The sequence below is a fragment of the Alcanivorax sp. DSM 26293 genome, assembly GCF_900107995.1.
Taxonomy (GTDB): Bacteria; Pseudomonadota; Gammaproteobacteria; order Pseudomonadales; family Alcanivoracaceae; genus Alcanivorax.
Genome location: NZ_FNUM01000007.1, coordinates 147208 through 165684, shown reverse-complemented (window position 1 = coordinate 165684; position 18477 = coordinate 147208). Strand labels below are relative to the sequence as shown.

Below are 18477 nucleotides of genomic sequence, written 5' to 3'. Positions count from 1 at the left end.
GGAGAAAGTTGCCGCTATGCTAGCATAGACAGGTCGGGCGTCAGACGTCCGACGTCCGACGTCCGACACAAGAAGCCCTATGCGTATTTTTTATTCCGCCCTCTGGTATCTGCTGCTTCCCTTTCTGTTCCTGCGGCTGTGGCTGCGCGGGCGGCAGGCGCCGGCCTATCGTCAGCGCTGGAAGGAGCGCATGGCCTGGGGATACCGGCCCGGTACCCTGAAAAACAGTCTCTGGGTTCATGCGGTGTCGGTGGGGGAAACCCTGGCGGCGGTGCCGATGATCGAGCGGTTGCTGGCGGATTACCCGGATACGCCGCTGCTGGTGACTACCACCACGCCCACCGGTTCGGAGCGGGTGAAAGCCCTGTTCGGTGACCGGGTGACCCATGTGTATTGCCCCTGGGAGCTGCCCACGGCATTGAACCGTTTTCTGCGCGCTTTTGATCCGAAAACGGTGATCGTGCTGGAAACCGAGTTGTGGCCCAACCTGTGTGCGGCGGTGAAGCGTCACGGAGCCAAACTGATGCTGATGAACGGGCGGCTGTCGGAGAAAAGCTACCGGGGCTACCGCAAGTTTCCCCGTCTGGTGCGGCCCATGATGGCGCGCTTCGATGCCCTGGCGGTGCAGACCCCGGTGGAGGCGAAACGCTATGTGGCTCTGGGTGCCTGGCCGGAACGGGTCCATGCCATCGGCAGCGTGAAATTCGACATGAGTTTGGATGATGCTGTGCGTCAGGCGGCAGGGGATTTACGTGCCGCTATTGGCGAGCGTCCGGTGTGGATCGCCGCCAGTACCCATCCCGGTGAAGACGAGCCGGTGCTGGCAGCGCACAAGGCGTTGCTGGAAACGGCACCGCAGACCTTGCTGGTGCTGGTGCCCCGGCACCCGGAGCGTTTCGACGGCGTCGCCCAGTTGATCCGTCAGCAAGGGTTGGGGCTGGCCCGGCGAAGCAAACAGGACACCGTCACCGCGGACACCCAGGTGTACCTGGCTGATACCATGGGGGAGCTGTTGATGCTGTTTGGGGTGGCGGACGTGGCCTTTGTGGGCGGTTCCCTGGTGCCGGTGGGGGGGCACAATTTGCTGGAACCCGCAGGCTGGGGAAAGCCGGTTGTGACTGGCCCGCACCTGCACAACTTCACCGCCATCTCGGGGCTGCTGGATGACGCTGGCGCCCTGACCCTGGTAGAGGATGCGGATGCCCTGGCCATTACCCTGCAGGGCCTGTTCCGTAACCCGGCGCAACGCCAGCATCAGGGGCAGGCAGCGGCGGCGGTTGTCGAAGCCAATCGTGGGGCACTGGAGAAAGGGCTGGGGTTGGTCGGGAAATTAATAGTTAATAATGAATAATTAATAGTTTCGTGAGACAACGTTTTTTTATCCTGAAAGCAAAGAGGCCGCGCCCAGAGTTGGGCGCGGCCTCTTTGCTTTCAGCAGGGCATGCGCTGTAAGCGCGTCGTTATTAATTATTCATTATTAACTATTAATTGCTCTTTCAGTATCGCGCGTCCGGTACCAGGGCGTCGCTGCGGCCTTCCAGATCCGGCTGGTAGATGTTCAGGGTGTCGGTCTCTGACAGCCACTGGTTGATGGCCGCCAGGTCGCCCTGCTGCAGGTCGCCGGTGGTGGATTTCAGGGTCAGGGAGTTGATGATGTAGTCGTAACGGGCGTTGGCATAGTCGCGCTCGGCGGCGTACAGCGCCTGTTGGGCGTTGAGCACGTCGACCACGTTACGGGTGCCCACTTCGTAGCCGGACTGGGTGGCTTCCAGGGCGGAACGGGTGGAGCGGATCGCCTGGCGGCGGGCTTCCACGCGCAGGGCGTCGGCTTCCACGGTGCGGTAGAACGTGCGCGCCTGCTGGCTGATGTCGCGAATCGTCTGCTGGTACCGCTGGCCGGCGGCGTCGGCGAGCAGGGCCGCCTGCTTGCGCTGGCTGTTGAGGCCGCCACCGCGGAACAGCGGCACGGTTACTTCAATGCCGATAGTCTTTGAATTAGTGTCCGGTTGCGTCGAGTAGAATTGCGTGAGTTGATTGCCGGGATCGCCTCCCGAGACGCTTGGATCGGTATTGTGGTTGTGCTGATACTCAGCGAACAATTGAACCTTTGGAAGCATGGCCCCCAGTTGTCGGTCGGCCGTAAAACCCGCTGCTTTGGCGCTGTAGCGGGCGGCGAGAATCTGCGGATTCTGGTACGCGGCCTTATCGATCCAGGCATTCATTTTTGACGGTTGCGGCCCCTCCATCGGCAGATTGTCGCGCAACTCCGCCAGCGTCTCCCATTTACGACCAGTGAGTGTTTCTAACTGGTCGCGGGCGATATCGAATTCCTGCTCGGCGACGATCAGGTTCACCCGGGCCAGGTCGTAGGCGGCGCGCGCTTCTTCCACATCGGTGCTGGCCACCAGGCCCACGTCGAAACGTTCCTGGGATTGTTCCAGCTGCCGGCTGATCGCCTTCTCCTCGGCCTGGGCGGACACCAGGGTGTCCCAGGCGCGCAGCACGCCGAAGTAGCCCTGCGCCACGCGCAGCACGAAATCCTGGCGGGACTGGTAGAACTCGGCCTGGGCTACGGAGGTCAGCGACTTGGCTTCCTTGTAGCCGTAGAAGGCATCCAGGCGGAACAGCGGTTGCGTTAGCGTCACCGAGGTGGAACGAGATCTACCGTCTATCTCCAGGTCACCCGTCGATTCGTAGGTTTGGTTGATTTCCGAATGGCGGTGGCTGGCATCGATGGTCGGCAGCAGCGCGGCCCGCCCCTGTACCAGCGTTTCCTGATCCGCTTCCCAGGTCTGGCGGGCGGCGCGCCAGGTGCCGTCGTAGCTCCAGGCTGCGTTGGCGACTTCAGTAAGGTCAGCGGCCTGAACGGCACTGGCCAGTGAGGTAAGAAGAAGAACTAGGGGCGTTGCCGGGCTACGCTTCATTCTGGTGCACTCTTTTTGTGTGTCTGGTTAATCATTATGGTACTGGCAAGTACAGAAAATTAACACCGCCTGTTTGGGCCAGTTCCGCGGTTGTTCGGCTGTTGGGCGCTGGCGTATAGTGTCCGCCATTCCTGAATTTCTCTTATTTGCTTCTGGAGGCCGACGTGCCAGACGATCAGCGCCCCATCGCCAACGCCATTGACGAATCCTGCCAGCCTATCGCGGGTTCACGAAAGATCTATGTCACGGGATCGCGCCCGGACATTCGTGTCCCCATGCGAGAAATCCAACAGCATCCGACCCCATTGGCGGACGGAAAGTTCGAGGATAACCCACCGCTGTCGGTTTATGATACCTCTGGTCCCTATACCGACCCGGATACTCAAATCGACATCCGTAAAGGGCTGAATCCTATTCGGGCTGCCTGGATTGATGAGCGGGATGATACCGAGCAGCTGGCCGGGTTGACCAGCGAGTATGGCCGCAAGCGGGCCAACGACGTGGCCAAGGCCGGCCTGCGTTTTGAGCACACGCGCATTCCTCGCCGCGCCCGCGCCGGCAAGAATGTCAGCCAGATGCACTACGCGCGCCAGGGCATCATCACTCCCGAGATGGAATATATCGCCATCCGCGAAAATCAGCGGCTGCGTGAGCATCGCGAAGCGGGCCTGCCGGTGAACCAGCATCCGGGGCAGAGCTTCGGCGCGGCGATTCCGGCGGAAATTACCCCGGAGTTCGTCCGTGATGAAGTGGCTCGGGGCCGGGCGGTGATCCCCGTCAACATCAACCACCCGGAAATCGAGCCGATGATCATCGGCCGCAACTTCCTCACCAAGATCAACGCCAACATCGGCAACTCGGCGGTGACCTCTTCCATTGAGGAAGAAGTCTCCAAGATGACCTGGGCCACCCGCTGGGGCGGTGACACGGTGATGGACCTGTCCACCGGTGACAATATTCACGAAACCCGCGAGTGGATTCTGCGTAACTCGCCGGTGCCCATCGGCACCGTGCCCATCTACCAGGCGCTGGAAAAGGTCAACGGCGTGGCCGAAGACCTGACCTGGGAAATCTTCCGCGACACCCTGATCGAGCAGGCCGAGCAGGGGGTGAGTTACTTCACCATCCACGCCGGCGTGCTGCTGCGCTATGTGCCGATGACCGCCAACCGGGTTACCGGCATTGTGTCCCGCGGTGGTTCGATCATGGCCAAGTGGTGCCTGGCGCACCATGAGGAAAGCTTCCTCTATACCCATTTCGAAGAGATCTGCGAGATCATGAAGGCCTACGACGTGACCTTCAGTCTCGGCGATGGCCTGCGCCCCGGTTCCATTGCCGATGCCAACGACGAGGCCCAGTTCAGCGAGCTGCGTACTCTGGGTGAGCTGACCAAGATTGCCTGGCAGCACGATGTGCAGGTGATGATCGAGGGCCCCGGTCACGTGCCCATGCACATGATCAAGGCCAATATGGACGAGCAGCTGAAGCACTGTGGCGAAGCGCCGTTCTATACCCTGGGCCCGCTGACGATTGATATCTCCCCTGGCTACGACCATATCTCCAGCGCCATTGGCGCCGCCATGATCGGCTGGTATGGCACGGCCATGCTCTGCTATGTGACGCCCAAAGAGCATCTGGGGCTGCCCAACCGGGAAGATGTGAAAGAGGGCATCATTGCCTACAAGATTGCTGCCCATGCGGCGGACCTGGCCAAGGGGCATCCTGGCGCCCAGTTGCGTGACAATGCCTTGTCCAAGGCCCGTTTCGAGTTCCGCTGGGAAGACCAGTTCAATCTGGGGCTGGACCCGGACCGGGCGCGCCAGTTCCACGACGAGACCCTGCCCAAGCAGGCTCACAAGGTGGCGCATTTCTGCTCCATGTGCGGGCCCAAGTTCTGCTCCATGAAGATCAGCCAGGAAGTGCGCGATACCTATGGCGATGGCCGTGCCCAGGTCGCGCAGGCAGAAGCGGGGATGGAAGAAAAATCCCGGGAATTCCGTGAAAAGGGCAGTGCCCTTTACCATGAAGCCAATGAGTGATTTGACGCCGCCGTTTGGCCCCGATGACGTGGAAATCCTGGAGCGCGATACCCCGTTCCAGGGCTTCTTCCGGGTCGACACCCTGACCCTGCGCCACAAGCAATATAACGGTGGCTGGGGCAAGCCGGTGCGCCGGGAATTGTTCGTGCGTCCCCGGGCGTCGGCGGTGCTGCCCTATGACCCCCGTCGGGGTGAAATCCTGCTGGTGGAGCAGTTCCGGGTGGGGGCACTGGAGTGGCGGCAGTCTCCCTGGTGTCTGGAGTTGATCGCCGGCATCGCCGACAAGGACGGGGAAAGCGCCGCCGACCTGATCCGCCGCGAAGCCGTGGAGGAAGCCGGTATTACCCTGGGTGAAATGGAGTCCATTGCCGCCTACATGCCCAGCCCGGGTGGCACCAACGAACGTCTGCAGGTGTTTGTGGGGCATGCGGATCTTGCTGATGCAGGCGGCATCTTTGGTTGCCCGGACGAGGGGGAAGATATTCGTGCGGTGACCGTGCCGGTGGCCGAAATCCCCTCCTTGCTGGAATCCGGCCTGGTGGATAACGCGGCATCCCTGATTGCCTTGCAGTGGTTGCTGTTGCACCGCGACCGGCTGGATGCGGCCTGGGAAAGCGCATGAAGCGACGCGACCGCTACCGGCTGGATTTCCGCGCGCTGATGAGTCAGTGCGAGGAAAACTATGCCCGCATGTTGCCGCTGATGAATGCCATGGGAGAGCGCGACAGCATGAATGTGGAGCTGGGCCACAGCCACCACACCCACACTTTGCAGATGCGAGTGCTGGAGCGCTCCCCCTACACCACCACCGTGCGCCTGGAGGATCAGGAGTTACTGGATGTGCTGCCGGCATCGCGGCTGACGGTGCGGCTTTATCACGATGCCCGGCTGGCGGAAGTCACCGAGGCGCGCCCCTTCCGGCGGGTGAATGCCCGCTACGCCTACCCCAACCGCCATATGCACCAGCGTGATGAAAAAGTGCAATGGAACCGCTTTCTGGCCGAGTGGCTACGTCATGTCCATGATCATGGGCGCGATGGCGGTCAGGACTGGCGCCAGCGAGTGACCGGGAATTCCTGAATGCTGCCGGAATGCATGCGGCTGTAAAGAATTGCTAACCACTTCCTGATCTGGAACGTCTTTCCTAGAAAAGTGCCATCATCTTGGTTATAAGTGATTGAAGAGTATTGAGGGAATGCTCGGGAGGCGGTGTTTGGCCCCCCAAACGGGAATAATAAATCGAGGACGGGAGCGGGGATCTTGACGCAGCAGTTGCAGCCCCTTCGAGTGGTGCAGTTATCGGACTGCCATCTGTTTGCCGATACGCAAGGCAAGCTGTTGGGTCTGAATACCCAGTTCAGTCTGGAAAAAGTGCTGGAACTGATCCGTCGCGAGCAGCCCAGCCCGGACCTGATCCTGGCCACCGGGGATCTCTCCCAGGATGCCTCCTTTGAATCCTACCAGCGACTCGGTCAGGCCCTGTCATCGTTCAGCGCGCCGGTTTACTGGTTGGAAGGCAACCACGACAAACCGGCCCCCATGCTGCAGGCCCTGGATTGTGACCGCGAGCGTATGAGTCCCTGTGTGCTGGAGATCGGCAACTGGACCATTGTCATGCTCGACTCCACCATTCCTGGCGAAGTCCCCGGTGACCTGTTTGACGAAGACCTGAAATTTCTCGATGAGGCCCTGGCCAACGCCCGTGGTGAACACCTGATGGTCTGCCTGCATCACCATCCGGTGCCCATGGACTGCGCCTGGCTGGACACTCAGGTGGTGGGCAGCGCCGAGCAGTTTTTTGCCGTCATAGACCGCCACCCCCGTGTGCGCGCCATTATCTGGGGTCACGTGCACCAGGAATACGATGACCAGCGCAATGGCGTCCGCCTGCTGGCCGTGCCCAGTACCTGTGTGCAGTTCAAACCGAAAAGCGAAGACTTCGCCGTGGACGAGAGCAATCCCGGTTACCGCTGGCTGGACCTGTATCCGGATGGCCGCATCGACACCGCTGTCAGTCGGGTGGAGGGGATTACCTTTGAGGTGGACTTCAGCGTCAAGGGATACTGATTAATTGATAATTGAGAATGGATAATTGATAGCTAAAACCGTGAATCCTCAATTGATAATGGACAACTTGTCCGGGGCCTGAGAGGCTCTTTCGTTATCAATTATCCATTCTCAATTATCAATTGGCTCTTCTCATGTCGGTTCCCGAAACCTCTCTCATCTATATCCACGGCTTCAACAGCTCCCCGGCGTCCCACAAGGCGACCCTGTTGCGAGAGGTGTTCGAGCGCGCCGGTTGTCCGGAGCGGTTGCATGTGCCGGCGCTGCCGGTGGAGCCCAAGGCAGCCATGGCGGAGCTGGATGCGGTGATTGCCGGAGCGGGTCCGGTGGCGCTGCTGGGTTCGTCCCTGGGAGGGTTCTATGCCACCTGGCTGGCCGAGCACCATGATTTGCAGGCGGTAATCGTAAATCCTGCCGTTCGACCATGGCGACTACTGGACAAATACACAGGTATCCAGCATAACTATCACACCGGCGAGGCCTGGGAATTCAATCCGGCCTGGCTGGACGAGCTGAAGCGCTATGAAGTGCCGGCCATCAGCCAGCCGGAAAACCTGCTTCTGCTCACCCAGACCGGCGATGAAACCCTCGATTGGGAAGACGGCTGGGACTATTACGGGGACTGTCACCGCTATTGCGGCTTGGGTGGCAGCCACGGCTTTGATAACTTTGACGCCTTCATTCCGCTGATACTGCGGTTTTGTGGTATTGAAATACACGCCTGATGCCCGAGGCCAGACGCCAGACGCTTGATCTTGCCAAGCGTTCAGCGTCTGGCGTCATGCGTCTGGCGCTTCTGGAAAATCTATGGCCAATACGTATACGTCCGAAAATATTGAAGTGTTGTCGGGCCTCGACCCGGTGCGCAAGCGCCCGGGGATGTACACCGATACCTCCCGCCCCAATCACCTGGCCCAGGAAGTCATCGACAACTCCGTGGATGAAGCCCTGGCCGGCCATGCCAAATCCATCAAGGTCACGCTGCTGAAGGATGGCGGGGTGGAAGTGGAAGATGATGGTCGCGGCATGCCGGTGGACATGCACCCGGTGCAGAAAAAGCCTGGTGTGGAAGTGATCCTGTCCACGTTGCATTCCGGCGGCAAGTTCTCCAACAACAACTACCAGTTCAGCGGTGGTCTGCACGGGGTGGGCGTCTCGGTCGTGAATGCCCTGTCCACCAAGCTGGAGATCCTGGTGAAACGGGATGGCCAGCTGCACCGCATGGAATTCGGTGATGGCGAAAAACGCAGCGACCTGGAAGTGGTCGACACCGTCGGTAAGCGCAACACCGGCACGATTCTGCGTTTCTGGCCCGATGCCAAATACTTCGATTCCCCGAAGATTTCCGTGTCCAGGCTCAAGCATCTGCTGCGCGCCAAGGCGGTGTTGTGCCCGGGCCTGCTGGTCACCCTGGACAACCAGGTCAGCGGCGAAACCGACAGCTGGCAGTTCGCCGATGGCCTGATCGAATACCTGCTGGAATCCGGCCGGGGCTGGGAGCGGGTACCGGATGAACCCTTCAATGGCGCCATGAGCGCAGAAACCGAAGCGGTGGACTGGGCGGTGATGTGGCTACCGGAAGGTGGCGAGCTGGTGCAGGAATCCTACGTTAACTTGATTCCCACTCCCCAGGGGGGGACTCACGTGAATGGGCTGCGCTCTGGCTTGCTGGAAGCCATGCGCGAGTTCTGTGAGTTCCGCAACCTGCTGCCCCGTGGTGTCAAACTGACCCCGGAAGATATCTGGGACCGGGTTGCCTATGTGCTCAGTGTCAAGATGCAGGACCCGCAGTTCGCTGGCCAGACCAAGGAGCGTCTCAGTTCCCGGCAGACCGCCGCGTTTGTCTCCGGCGTGGTCAAGGATGCGTTTTCCCTGTGGTTGAACCAGCACACCGATGAGGCCGAGAAGCTGGCGGACCTGTGCATCAACAATGCCCAGAAGCGACTGCGCGCTGCCAAGAAAGTCACTCGCAAGAAAGTCACCAGTGGCCCGGCATTGCCCGGCAAGCTGGCTGACTGCACCAGCGACGACCCTTCCCAGAGTGAAATCTTTCTGGTGGAAGGGGACTCGGCGGGAGGCTCTGCCAAGCAGGCCCGGGACCGGGTCTACCAGGCCATCATGCCCCTGCGCGGCAAGATCATGAACACCTGGGAAGTGGATTCCGCCGAGGTGCTGGGCAGTCAGGAAATTCACGATATCGCTGTGGCACTGGGTATCGAGCCGGGCAGTGATGATCTGGGCGGCCTGCGTTACGGCAAGGTGTGTATCCTCGCCGATGCGGATTCTGACGGTCTGCACATCGCCACCCTGATCTGCGCCCTGTTCCTGCGCCATTTCCCGGCGCTGGTGAAGAACGGTCATGTGTTCGTGGCCATGCCTCCGCTGTACCGCATCGATGTGGGAAAGGACGTGTACTACGCCCTGGACAAGGAAGAGCGCGAAGGGGTGCTGGACCGCATCAAGGCCGAGAAGAAACGCGGCAAGGTCAATGTCACCCGCTTCAAGGGCCTGGGCGAGATGAACCCGCTACAACTGCGCGAAACCACCATGGCCCGGGACACCCGCCGGCTGGTACGTCTGGAAGTGACCGGCGGCGACGACACCCACCAGCTGATGGATATGTTGCTGAGCAAGAAGCGCGCCTCCGATCGCAAAATCTGGCTGGAAGAGAAAGGGAATCTGGCTGAGATCTGATTTTTCACCACAGAGGGCACAGAGTTCACAGAGATGAAAAGATAAATCTCTTCGTGCGCTCTGATCTCTTTGTGGTAAATCGAAGCAGCATTGGAAAGGAAGCCATGCTGGAAAACGATGAGCTGACAGGAACCATTATTGGCTGTGCTATCGAAGTGCACCGGCATATGGGGCCTGGTTTTATGGAATCAGTTTATGAGCGATGTTTGCTGCATGAGCTGAATCAGGCAGGACTGACTACAGTCTCCCAGGTTGCTATTCCTGTTTATTACAAGGGCTGCAAGCTGGAATGTGATTACCGCGTAGACCTGATTGTGGCAGGTCAGGTGCTGGTGGAGCTGAAAAGCGTAAAAGCGCTTTCTGATCTCCATGGTGCTCAGGTGATCACCTATATGCGACTGGCAAAGATCAGGAGAGGACTGTTGATTAATTTCAATGTCCCCAAGCTTGTTCACGGTATCAAACGCTTTGTAATTTGAATGTTTTTCCTCAGTGACCTCTGTGTCCTCTGTGGTAAATAAAAAAGAGCTGAAAAATGGCTGATGAATTTGAACGTTTTCCCTTAAGGGATTACACCGAAAAAGCGTACCTGGATTATTCCATGTACGTGATTCTTGACCGGGCGCTGCCCAATATCGGTGACGGCCTCAAGCCTGTGCAGCGGCGTATTGTTTACGCCATGAGTGAGCTCGGATTGAAGGCCACCGCAAAGTACAAGAAGTCCGCCCGTACCGTGGGCGATGTACTGGGTAAGTATCATCCCCATGGTGATTCCGCCTGTTACGAGGCCATGGTGCTGATGGCGCAGCCGTTCAGCTACCGCTATCCGCTGGTGGATGGCCAGGGGAACTGGGGTAGCGCGGACGACCCGAAATCGTTCGCTGCCATGCGTTACACCGAATCCAAACTGGCCCCCTATGCGGAAGTGCTGCTTTCCGAATTGGGCCAGGGCACGGTGGAATGGGTGCCCAACTTCGACGGCACCATGGACGAGCCCAAGCTGTTGCCGGCCCGTCTGCCCAATGTGTTGCTGAACGGCACCACAGGTATTGCGGTGGGCATGAGCACGGATATTCCACCGCACAACCTGCGTGAAGTGGCCAATGCCTGTATCCATCTACTCAAGGACCCGGGTGCCTCTCTGGATGATCTGATGCAGTACATCCAGGGGCCGGATTTCCCCACCGAGGGTGAGGTGATTACTTCCCAGAACGACATCATCCGCATGTATGCGGAAGGCAAGGGTTCACTCAAGCAGCGTGCCGTGTATGAGCGCGAGGAAGGGGACATCGTCATCACTGCCTTGCCCTACCAGGTGTCCGGCGCCAAGGTGCTGGAACAGATCGCCGACCAGATGCAGAAGAAAAAGCTGCCCATGGTCAGCGATCTGCGTGATGAGTCGGATCATGAGAACCCCACCCGCCTGGTGATCACACCGCGTTCCAACCGGGTGGATATTCCGCAGTTGATGAGTCACCTGTTTGCCACTACGGATCTGGAAAAGAACTACCGGGTGAACCTGAACATGATCGGCATCGATGGCCGGCCGCAGGTAAAAAGCCTGGATATGATTCTCAACGAGTGGTTGCAATTCCGCATGGTCACTGTGCGCCGGCGTCTGCAGCATCGTCTCGACAAGGTGTTGGAGCGCTTGCACCTGCTGGAAGGTTATTTGGTCGCTTACCTCAATATCGATGAGGTGATCCATATTATTCGTACCGAAGACGCACCGAAGCCGGTGCTGATGGAGCGTTTCGGTATTTCTGATCGCCAGGCGGAAGCCATCCTCGAACTGAAGCTGCGCAACTTGGCCAAGCTCGAGGAAATGAAGATCCGTGGTGAGCAGGATGAGCTCAACGAAGAACGGGAAAAGTTGGAAGAAACACTGGGGTCCACCGCCAAGATGAAAAAGTTGGTGGCCAAGGAACTGCAGGAAGATGCGGACAAGTATGGTGACGACCGTCGCTCTCCGCTGGTAGAGCGTGATGCGGCAACGGCGCTGGATGAAACCGATCTGGTCAGCGCCGATCCGGTGACCGTGGTGTTGTCCGAGAAAGGTTGGGTGCGTTCTGCCAAAGGGCATGATGTGGACGTGGTCGGCCTCAGCTACAAGGCCGGTGACAAGTACAAGGCTTCGGCCCAGGGTAAATCCAACCAGCCCGTGTGCTTCATCGACAGCACCGGCCGCAGTTACTCCCTGCCGGCCCATACCCTGCCCAGTGCCCGTGGCCAGGGCGAGCCCCTGTCCGGCCGCGTCAACCCACCCTCCGGGGCCAGCTTTATGGCGGCGGTGATGGGCAAGGAAAAGGATGCCTACCTGATGAGTACCGATGCCGGTTACGGCTTCGTGGTGCGCTACGGGGATCTGCTGGCCAACAAGAAGGCAGGCAAGACGGTGCTGTCGGTGCCCAAGGGCGCCAGGGTGCTGCCGCCGAAGCCGATTGCGTCCACCGAGGACGATCTGATTGCGCTGGTTTCCAACGAAGGCCGTCTGTTGGTGTTCCCGGTGAAGGAACTACCGGAGATGGCACGGGGCAAGGGCAACAAGATGATGTCCATCCCTGCTGCCCGGGTGGCCGACCGGGTGGAGTTCGTGCAGGACATGCAGGTATTGGGGCCGCAGGATGCCCTTACCATCCATGCCGGCAAACGCCACCTGACCTTGAAGGCCAGCGACCTGGAGCACTATTACGGGGAGCGGGGCCGCCGCGGTGCCAAGCTGCCGCGTGGTTTCCAGAATGTGGACCAGATGGCGGTGGAGCGTAAAGGCGAATAGTCTCACCTCATCACTGAGTAATAAAAAAACGGCACGCCTCAGCGTGCCGTTTTTTTTTTGCTTTGTCACGGCTCATACAGAAGCCAGGTTCGTCATGTGAAAGATGATTCCCATACCGTAAGGGTGCGCTGTGGGAAGCGATGCTTGCATCGCGAAGATGCCTGCCCCTTGTCCGACACACTTGCGTGATTGTGAGAAGCGGGTTTAATAACCTTGCTGACGGAGTAAAAAGAACAGGAGTGTGTGCATGGGTGCCACGATAACAGGCGTTATCACCGCAATATTGTTACTGCTGAATACGCTGGTGCTGATTGGCCCCATGATGCTGGTGGCGTTGCTCAAGGTGATTCTACCGGGCGCGCGAGCCCGCCAGATCTGCTCCTCTGTGGTTATGGGTATCGCTGAAACCTGGGCCGAGATCTGCAAGGGCATCTTTGCGCTGATGACGCCTACCCAGTGGGATATTCGCGGGGTGGAGGACTTGCGCAGTGATACCTCCTATCTGGTGGTCAGCAACCATCAGTCCTGGGTGGATATTCCTGCCCTGGTGCAGGCGTTCAATCGCAAGACCCCTTATTTCAAATTTTTTCTCAAGAAGGAACTGATCTGGGTGCCGTTTCTGGGGCTCGCGTTCTGGGCGCTGGATTACCCTTTCATGAAGCGTTACAGCAAGGCGTTTCTGGACAAGAATCCGCACCTGAAGGGCAAGGATCTGGAGATTACCCGGCAGGCCTGTGAGAAATTCCAGGGGATACCGGTGACGGTGGTGAACTTCCTGGAGGGCACCCGCTTTACACCTGAAAAACATCGCGATCAGCAATCCCCTTACCGGCATCTCCTCAAGCCCAAGGCCGGCGGAGTAGCGTTTGTGCTGGCCGCTCTGGGCGACAATCTGGATGCCCTGCTGGATGTGACGATTCTTTACCCGGAGGGAACTCCACCAGGGTTCTGGGACCTGCTTTGCGGTCGGGTGTCGCGGGTGGTGATCGATGTGCAGACCCGGGCCCTGGACCCGGCCCTGTGGCGCAGTGATTACCAGGAAGATCCGGTCTTCCGGGCGGAAATGCAACAGTGGGTCAGTGATCTGTGGGCGCAAAAGGATGCGCGTCTGGTGCAGATGGCAGAGCAGGAAAGGGGTAACAGGGCCCTGTCGGGGGAACGCGCCAGTAGCGAGTAACGCGCCGCGAAAGGCATTGCTCCCTCTTTCATGGGGCGAGAGGGGCAATGCCAGTCCGGTCTGTGCCTAGAAGCTCAGTGAGGCCGCCAGATAGGGGCCGCCCATGTCCAGATCCGCGTCCAGATCGCTGACATCATCCAGCTCCAGATCCATGTGCTTGTAACCCAGCTCCACGCCCAGCAGGAAATCCGAACGCCAGCCGATGCGAGCGGTCAGATCCCGTAAGGTGTTGCCATCGTAGCTGATGGTATCGATCTCGCCGCCCACATAGACGCCGGGCACCGGCAGGTTGAGCCGGCCGGAGGCATGCAGCATGGGCAGGGTTTCGTCGAAATTCTTGGTGGAACTGGCCAGCAGGCTGTCCAGGCTGATGCTGCCCTCGATCTTGCGGACGGTCAGCCCCAGATTCACTTTCAGGGCATTATCCAGCGGCGTGTAGTAGAGGGTGCCGTCGAGGATATCCAGATCAATGTCGGTTTCCACCTTGGTGTTGGCCACAAACAGCTGGCCATTGAACACAAAGGTCCGTTGCAGGCGGTTACTGGCATCATCAGAGAGATCCAGGCTGCGCACCCGCACATTGGGAATCAGCGGCACGGCATGCTCCACGCCCAGATAGAGCACTTGCTGGTTGGCTTCCTCAAAGCCCAGGTCGTCCTGCATATCGATATCTTCGCCACCGGACGCCACCGTGCCTTCAAACTCGGTGTCCCAGCTGTAACCCCCGGCGTAGACGGCAATGCCCGGTGCCGACCAGGCCAGGGGCGCGGCCAACAGGCCGGCAGCCAGCAGACTGATACGTTTCATGGAAACTCCTGCTTGTGGGTGAAAAGTCAGTATTGCAGGTCTGCAAGGGTGTCACCAAGTCCACAGGGATTCTGGTACCATGCCCACAACAATTACGATTTATTGGCCGGGGCCAGGCAGGTTCGCCCCGGCGCCTGCTGACAGTTACCTATGTTTCTAGATGAAATGCCCGGAAAGTTCCGCTATCCGGCTCCGGAAGATGCACAAGACAAGGACCTGCTGGCGGATATCCAGCGTAAGGGATGGCACCACTTTGCGGTGCCTGGCGGTGACGGGCAGCCCGGGTACACCTTCAGCGTGGGACATTTCCTCAACCTGAATCACCCGGAACTGATCGTGCTGGGGCTCAAGGATTCCCTGGCCAGCCGCCTGCTGGACAGCGCTGCAGTGCGCATTCGTGGTCTTAACAAGCCCTACCAGCCCTACCGGTTGTATAACGATATCGCCGATGGTCTGGAGGTCATGTTCCTGCCGGTGGCCTTTCCGCATTACAAGGAATACCTGGGCTTCGCCAACTGGTTTTACCAGAGCCTGCCGGCCCCGTATCCGGCCCTGCAGATGGTCTGGCCCGACCCCAAGGGCGTATTCCCGTGGCAGCCCGGTTACGATACCCGGTTCCATCGGGCCCAGCCCCTGCTGGGGGCGGCGCCGGCCTCCCCGTTAACCCAGAATCGTCGTTGAGTTTGGAGCGCAACATGGCCAACTCCCTGCAAGAACAATTGATGAAAGCCGGTCTGGCGGACCAGAAGAAGGCCCGCCGTGCCAAGCAGCAGAAGCGCCAGGAGGCCAACCAGGCCAAGCGTGGCGAGATTGAACTGGAAGACCCGGCGGAACGGGCCCGTCGCCAGCGGGAAGAAAAAGCCGAGGCGGACCGTCAGCGCGAAGCCGCCCGCAAGGCCGAGCGCGAGAAGAAAGAGATCGCCGCCCAGATCAAGCAGATGATTGAACAAAGCCGTCTGGACCGTCAGCACGGTGATGTGGCCTACCAGTTCGTGCAGGACAAGAAGATCAAGAAGGCCTGGGTTACCGCCAAACAGCAGGCCCAGCTGGAGCGGGGTCAGATTGCCATTGTGGCACTGGGCGATGGCTATGAGCTGGTGCCCACCGTGGTGGCGGAGAAGATTCGCCAGCGCGACGAGAATGCCGTACTACTGCTCAACGAGCGTGGCAAAAATGCCGTGGACGAGGATGATCCCTACAAGGACTTCCCGATTCCCGATGATCTGATGTGGTAGGGCGCTGAGCGCGAGCTATAAGCTACAAGCTACAAGCTACAAGCTACAAGCTACAAGCTACAAGCTATGCTCGGTTGGATGGGAAAGGTATGGGAAGTTCCCTGGTCCCGGTGCTTTCTACAAGGCTGCTGTAGGAGCGCCCTTCCAGGGCGCGAACCGCGCTTGCGCGGAAATCGCCCAACGGGCGATCAGGAATCTCAGCGTTCGACAGGCTTATCCAGATAATACCGGTTTCGTGCCACCGCCAACCCCATTCGCCATGCAAGCATGGCTCCAACAGGCGGTTGGGGTAACATCGTAGGGTGGATTAGCCGCAGGCGTAATCCACCTTCGTTTCTATTCCGTTCAGGCGCCAAGCCTGCCCCCTTGAACCAAACAGGCTAGAACCATGACCGCATCCACCAAACTTGGCGCCCGCCACTCCCTGGAAGTCATCAAGCCGATCCATAACGGGTTGCTGTTGGACGGCGGTTCGCTGGGCGAGGTGCTGTTGCCGTCCCGGGAAGTCGAAGACCAGAATCTCGGCCCCGGTGATAGTGTGCTGGTCACTCTGTACAGCGATGGCCAGGGCCGCCCCATGGCCAGTCTGCGTACCCCTCGCGTCCAGCACGGTCAGGTGGCGTCGCTGAAAGTGGTCTCTACCAGCAAGGTGGGGGCCTTCCTCGACTGGGGCATGCCCAAGGACCTGCTGTTGCCCTTTGCGGAACAGAAAGGACCGATTCGTGAAGGCGACTGGGTGCTGGTAATGGTGACCACCGACCGCGAAGGCCGTCTGCTGGCCAGCGCCCAGCTGGACCGGTTTCTTGACGATACCAGCGATGACTACCAGCAGGGTGATGAAGTGTCCCTGGTGGCAGCCCATGGCACGGATCTGGGATACAAGGTGGTGGTGGATAACCGCTGCTGGGGCATGATTGCCAAACAGGAGCTGCGTGCTCCCCTGCGGCCCGGTCAACGGGTCACCGGCTATGTGCAGCGCCTGCGCGATGATGGCAAGCTCAGCCTGTCACTGAATCCTCCCGGGGCATTGAAAAGCGAAGGGCTCAGCGAGCAGATCCTGGCCGCTCTGGAAAAGGCTGGCGGCGAACTGCCGCTGGGAGACAAGAGCAGCCCGGAGGATATCTTTGCGACTTTCCGCTGCAGCAAGAACGCCTTCAAGCAGGCCATCGGTGGGCTCTATAAGGAGCGTCGTATCGTGATTGACAAGCAATCTATCCGCCTGACACCCCAGGCCTGAGCCGACCCACTCCCCGGCAGTCATGGGCTTCCCTGAGTAACGTCAGCCACCAAGGTCGAATTCACCGCGGCCTGGATTCAGGCATCATGGCCTGAATAGTCGGAGTCTCTGAGCATGTTGTTAAGTCTCTATCTTATCGGCATCACCGCCGAAGCCATGACCGGTGCCCTGGCGGCGGGGCGGTTGCGCATGGACCTGTTCGGGGTGGTGATGGTGGCCTGTGTCACCGCCATGGGCGGTGGCTCCATGCGCGATGTGCTGCTCGGCCATTATCCGCTGGTGTGGGTGGCGCATCCGGAGTATCTGGCACTGACCGCCATGGCCGCGCTGATTACCACCTGGGTGGCGCCGTTGATGCGCCGTTTGCGGATGCTGTTTCTGATCCTGGATGCCATGGGGCTGATGGTGTTCACGGTGATCGGCGTGAAGGTGGCGCTGGATATGGGGCTGGCGGCGCCGGTGGCGATTCTGTCCGGGCTGATTACCGGTATCTTTGGCGGGGTGATTCGCGATTTGCTCTGCAACCGGGTGCCACTGGTTTTTCAGAAAGAATTGTATGCGGTGGTCTCGCTGGGCGCGGCCTGCCTGTATCTGCTGTTACTGCAGTGGCAGGTGGCGGCCTGGCTGGCCACGGCAGTGACGGTAACGGCGGGCTTTATGGTGCGCCTGCTGGCCATTCGTTATCAGTGGCATTTGCCGCGCTTCCACTACAACGTGCCGGAAGACTGAGGGCGTTTGTCTCGTGCCTGCTGCACCTGCTGGAAAATGTTTGTCGACGGAGTCATGAGGAGGCCATAAACCGTTGGTTTCGGGTATGCGGAGCCGGTAAGGTTTATGGCCACAACAGGAAGTGCAATCAATGATTAAGGAGCAAGGTATGAAGATGTTGCGAGTCGGGATCCTGGGTGTGTCCTTCTGTCTGGTGCTGAGCTCACCGGTGCAGGCGTTTGATCTGAAGAAGATGACGGACTCTGCCAATGCGGCGGTGAACAAGGCCTCCGAAAGTGCCGATGCGGGTATCAACAAGGCATCCGACACTGCCAATGAAGGGATCAACAAGGCCAGCGATTCAGCCAACACCACGCTGGACGGCGTGAATGGCGGCATGGCGGTATCCGGTGAAGCCAGGGCACTGGTCGATTCCCTTTCCTCGGAGCTGGGGGTTTCCGGTCAGCAGGCCGCAGGCGGTGCCGGAGCCTTGCTGGCCATGGCACAAAGCAACCTGTCCGGTGACCAGTTCAGCGGTGTGCTGAACAAGGTGCCGGGGCTGGGCTCTCTGCTTGGCGGCGGGGAAGGCGGCGGTCTGGCGTCATCCATGCTGGGCAATATTTCCAGCATGCAGGGTGTCACCAAGGCGTTCAGTGCCCTGGGCATGAGCCCGGAGATGGTCAGCCAGTTTGCACCGAAAATCCTGGGCTTTCTTGGTGATAAAGGTGTCACCGGGCAGGTGCTGAACAGCCTGAAAGGCTTGTGGGGCGTTTGATCGGTCCGCAGCCTTGACGGCCTGCTGGCGATGGCGCA

17 protein-coding genes are annotated in these 18477 nt (G+C 59.5%); 15 read left to right on the top strand and 2 right to left on the bottom strand.

The window, feature by feature from the left end:
- The first annotated feature begins 79 nt into the window (after positions 1 to 79).
- Positions 80 to 1351, top strand: a complete 1272-nt coding sequence (waaA, locus tag C4S63_RS13485) for a lipid IV(A) 3-deoxy-D-manno-octulosonic acid transferase (protein WP_103917872.1) — start codon at positions 80 to 82, stop codon at positions 1349 to 1351.
- A gap of 145 nt (positions 1352 to 1496) precedes the next feature.
- Here waaA and C4S63_RS13480 read toward each other — a convergent pair whose 3' ends face one another.
- Positions 1497 to 2924 carry a TolC family outer membrane protein gene (locus C4S63_RS13480; RefSeq protein WP_103917871.1) on the bottom strand — a complete coding sequence of 476 codons (1428 nt, stop codon included), beginning with the start codon at positions 2922 to 2924 and terminating at the stop codon, positions 1497 to 1499.
- Positions 2925 to 3088: 164 nt separating this feature from the next.
- Between C4S63_RS13480 and thiC the strand changes: the two genes are divergently transcribed.
- The 9 genes from thiC (at position 3089) to C4S63_RS13435 (ending at position 13677) form a co-directional block, all read left to right on the top strand.
- Positions 3089 to 4963, top strand: a complete 1875-nt coding sequence (gene thiC / locus C4S63_RS13475) for a phosphomethylpyrimidine synthase ThiC (RefSeq protein ID WP_103917870.1) — start codon at positions 3089 to 3091, stop codon at positions 4961 to 4963.
- Positions 4956 to 5585, top strand: a complete 630-nt coding sequence (locus C4S63_RS13470) for an NUDIX domain-containing protein (RefSeq protein ID WP_103917869.1) — start codon at positions 4956 to 4958, stop codon at positions 5583 to 5585. The genes thiC and C4S63_RS13470 overlap by 8 nt, the downstream gene beginning before the upstream one ends.
- Complete coding sequence (locus tag C4S63_RS13465) at positions 5582 to 6043, top strand: DUF1249 domain-containing protein (protein ID WP_062817164.1); 462 nt, start codon at positions 5582 to 5584, stop codon at positions 6041 to 6043. Before C4S63_RS13470 ends, C4S63_RS13465 begins: the two co-directional genes overlap by 4 nt.
- A 180-nt stretch (positions 6044 to 6223) precedes the next feature.
- Positions 6224 to 7030 carry a 3',5'-cyclic-AMP phosphodiesterase gene (gene cpdA, locus C4S63_RS13460; protein ID WP_063509855.1) on the top strand — a complete coding sequence of 269 codons (807 nt, stop codon included), beginning with the start codon at positions 6224 to 6226 and terminating at the stop codon, positions 7028 to 7030.
- A gap of 134 nt (positions 7031 to 7164) precedes the next feature.
- Entirely contained in the window at positions 7165 to 7755 is a 591-nt protein-coding gene (locus C4S63_RS13455; protein WP_103917868.1) for a YqiA/YcfP family alpha/beta fold hydrolase, read from the top strand.
- Between the two features lie 82 nt (positions 7756 to 7837).
- Positions 7838 to 9724 (top strand): DNA topoisomerase IV subunit B, encoded by a 1887-nt coding sequence (gene parE / locus C4S63_RS13450; RefSeq protein WP_103917867.1) that lies wholly within the window; start codon positions 7838 to 7840, stop codon positions 9722 to 9724.
- A 104-nt stretch (positions 9725 to 9828) separates the two neighbouring features.
- A complete protein-coding gene (locus C4S63_RS13445) occupies positions 9829 to 10203 on the top strand; it encodes a GxxExxY protein (RefSeq protein ID WP_200819545.1) in 375 nt (124 codons plus the stop codon).
- Positions 10204 to 10259: 56 nt separating this feature from the next.
- Positions 10260 to 12500: a DNA topoisomerase IV subunit A gene (parC, locus tag C4S63_RS13440; RefSeq protein ID WP_103917866.1), complete on the top strand. Its 2241-nt coding sequence runs from the start codon at positions 10260 to 10262 to the stop codon at positions 12498 to 12500.
- A 247-nt stretch (positions 12501 to 12747) separates the two neighbouring features.
- Complete coding sequence (locus tag C4S63_RS13435) at positions 12748 to 13677, top strand: acyltransferase (protein WP_103917865.1); 930 nt, start codon at positions 12748 to 12750, stop codon at positions 13675 to 13677.
- 66 nt (positions 13678 to 13743) lie between these two features.
- Here the strand turns inward: C4S63_RS13435 and C4S63_RS13430 are convergent, their stop codons facing one another.
- On the bottom strand, positions 13744 to 14484 hold the full coding sequence (locus C4S63_RS13430) for a TIGR04219 family outer membrane beta-barrel protein (protein ID WP_103917864.1): 741 nt from the start codon (positions 14482 to 14484) through the stop codon (positions 13744 to 13746).
- A 150-nt stretch (positions 14485 to 14634) separates the two neighbouring features.
- Here C4S63_RS13430 and C4S63_RS13425 point away from each other — a divergent pair, with 150 nt between their 5' ends.
- The 5 genes from C4S63_RS13425 to C4S63_RS13405 all read left to right on the top strand — a co-directional run bounded on the left by C4S63_RS13425 (position 14635) and on the right by C4S63_RS13405 (position 18439).
- Entirely contained in the window at positions 14635 to 15165 is a 531-nt protein-coding gene (locus tag C4S63_RS13425; protein WP_062817157.1) for a DUF4262 domain-containing protein, read from the top strand.
- Positions 15166 to 15179: 14 nt separating this feature from the next.
- Positions 15180 to 15719 (top strand): DUF2058 domain-containing protein, encoded by a 540-nt coding sequence (locus C4S63_RS13420; protein ID WP_062817156.1) that lies wholly within the window; start codon positions 15180 to 15182, stop codon positions 15717 to 15719.
- A gap of 388 nt (positions 15720 to 16107) precedes the next feature.
- Positions 16108 to 16956, top strand: coding sequence for a S1 RNA-binding domain-containing protein (locus C4S63_RS13415; protein WP_103917863.1), 849 nt, complete (start codon positions 16108 to 16110; stop codon positions 16954 to 16956).
- A gap of 114 nt (positions 16957 to 17070) precedes the next feature.
- Positions 17071 to 17685: a trimeric intracellular cation channel family protein gene (locus C4S63_RS13410; protein WP_062817154.1), complete on the top strand. Its 615-nt coding sequence runs from the start codon at positions 17071 to 17073 to the stop codon at positions 17683 to 17685.
- 148 nt (positions 17686 to 17833) lie between these two features.
- Positions 17834 to 18439, top strand: a complete 606-nt coding sequence (locus C4S63_RS13405; protein WP_103917862.1) for a DUF2780 domain-containing protein — start codon at positions 17834 to 17836, stop codon at positions 18437 to 18439.
- The last annotated feature ends 38 nt before the right edge of the window (positions 18440 to 18477 follow it).

Coding starts and splice junctions, on each gene's coding strand:
- C4S63_RS13455 (WP_103917868.1), top strand. CDS start 7,165: ATGTCGGTTCCCGAAACCTCTCTCATCTATATCCACGGCTTCAACAGC.
- C4S63_RS13435 (WP_103917865.1), top strand. CDS start 12,748: ATGGGTGCCACGATAACAGGCGTTATCACCGCAATATTGTTACTGCTG.
- parC (WP_103917866.1), top strand. CDS start 10,260: ATGGCTGATGAATTTGAACGTTTTCCCTTAAGGGATTACACCGAAAAA.
- C4S63_RS13405 (WP_103917862.1), top strand. CDS start 17,834: ATGAAGATGTTGCGAGTCGGGATCCTGGGTGTGTCCTTCTGTCTGGTG.
- C4S63_RS13420 (WP_062817156.1), top strand. CDS start 15,180: ATGGCCAACTCCCTGCAAGAACAATTGATGAAAGCCGGTCTGGCGGAC.
- C4S63_RS13445 (WP_200819545.1), top strand. CDS start 9,829: ATGCTGGAAAACGATGAGCTGACAGGAACCATTATTGGCTGTGCTATC.
- C4S63_RS13415 (WP_103917863.1), top strand. CDS start 16,108: ATGACCGCATCCACCAAACTTGGCGCCCGCCACTCCCTGGAAGTCATC.
- C4S63_RS13465 (WP_062817164.1), top strand. CDS start 5,582: ATGAAGCGACGCGACCGCTACCGGCTGGATTTCCGCGCGCTGATGAGT.
- C4S63_RS13410 (WP_062817154.1), top strand. CDS start 17,071: ATGTTGTTAAGTCTCTATCTTATCGGCATCACCGCCGAAGCCATGACC.
- waaA (WP_103917872.1), top strand. CDS start 80: ATGCGTATTTTTTATTCCGCCCTCTGGTATCTGCTGCTTCCCTTTCTG.
- parE (WP_103917867.1), top strand. CDS start 7,838: ATGGCCAATACGTATACGTCCGAAAATATTGAAGTGTTGTCGGGCCTC.
- C4S63_RS13430 (WP_103917864.1), bottom strand. CDS start 14,484: ATGAAACGTATCAGTCTGCTGGCTGCCGGCCTGTTGGCCGCGCCCCTG.
- C4S63_RS13470 (WP_103917869.1), top strand. CDS start 4,956: ATGAGTGATTTGACGCCGCCGTTTGGCCCCGATGACGTGGAAATCCTG.
- C4S63_RS13480 (WP_103917871.1), bottom strand. CDS start 2,924: ATGAAGCGTAGCCCGGCAACGCCCCTAGTTCTTCTTCTTACCTCACTG.
- C4S63_RS13425 (WP_062817157.1), top strand. CDS start 14,635: ATGTTTCTAGATGAAATGCCCGGAAAGTTCCGCTATCCGGCTCCGGAA.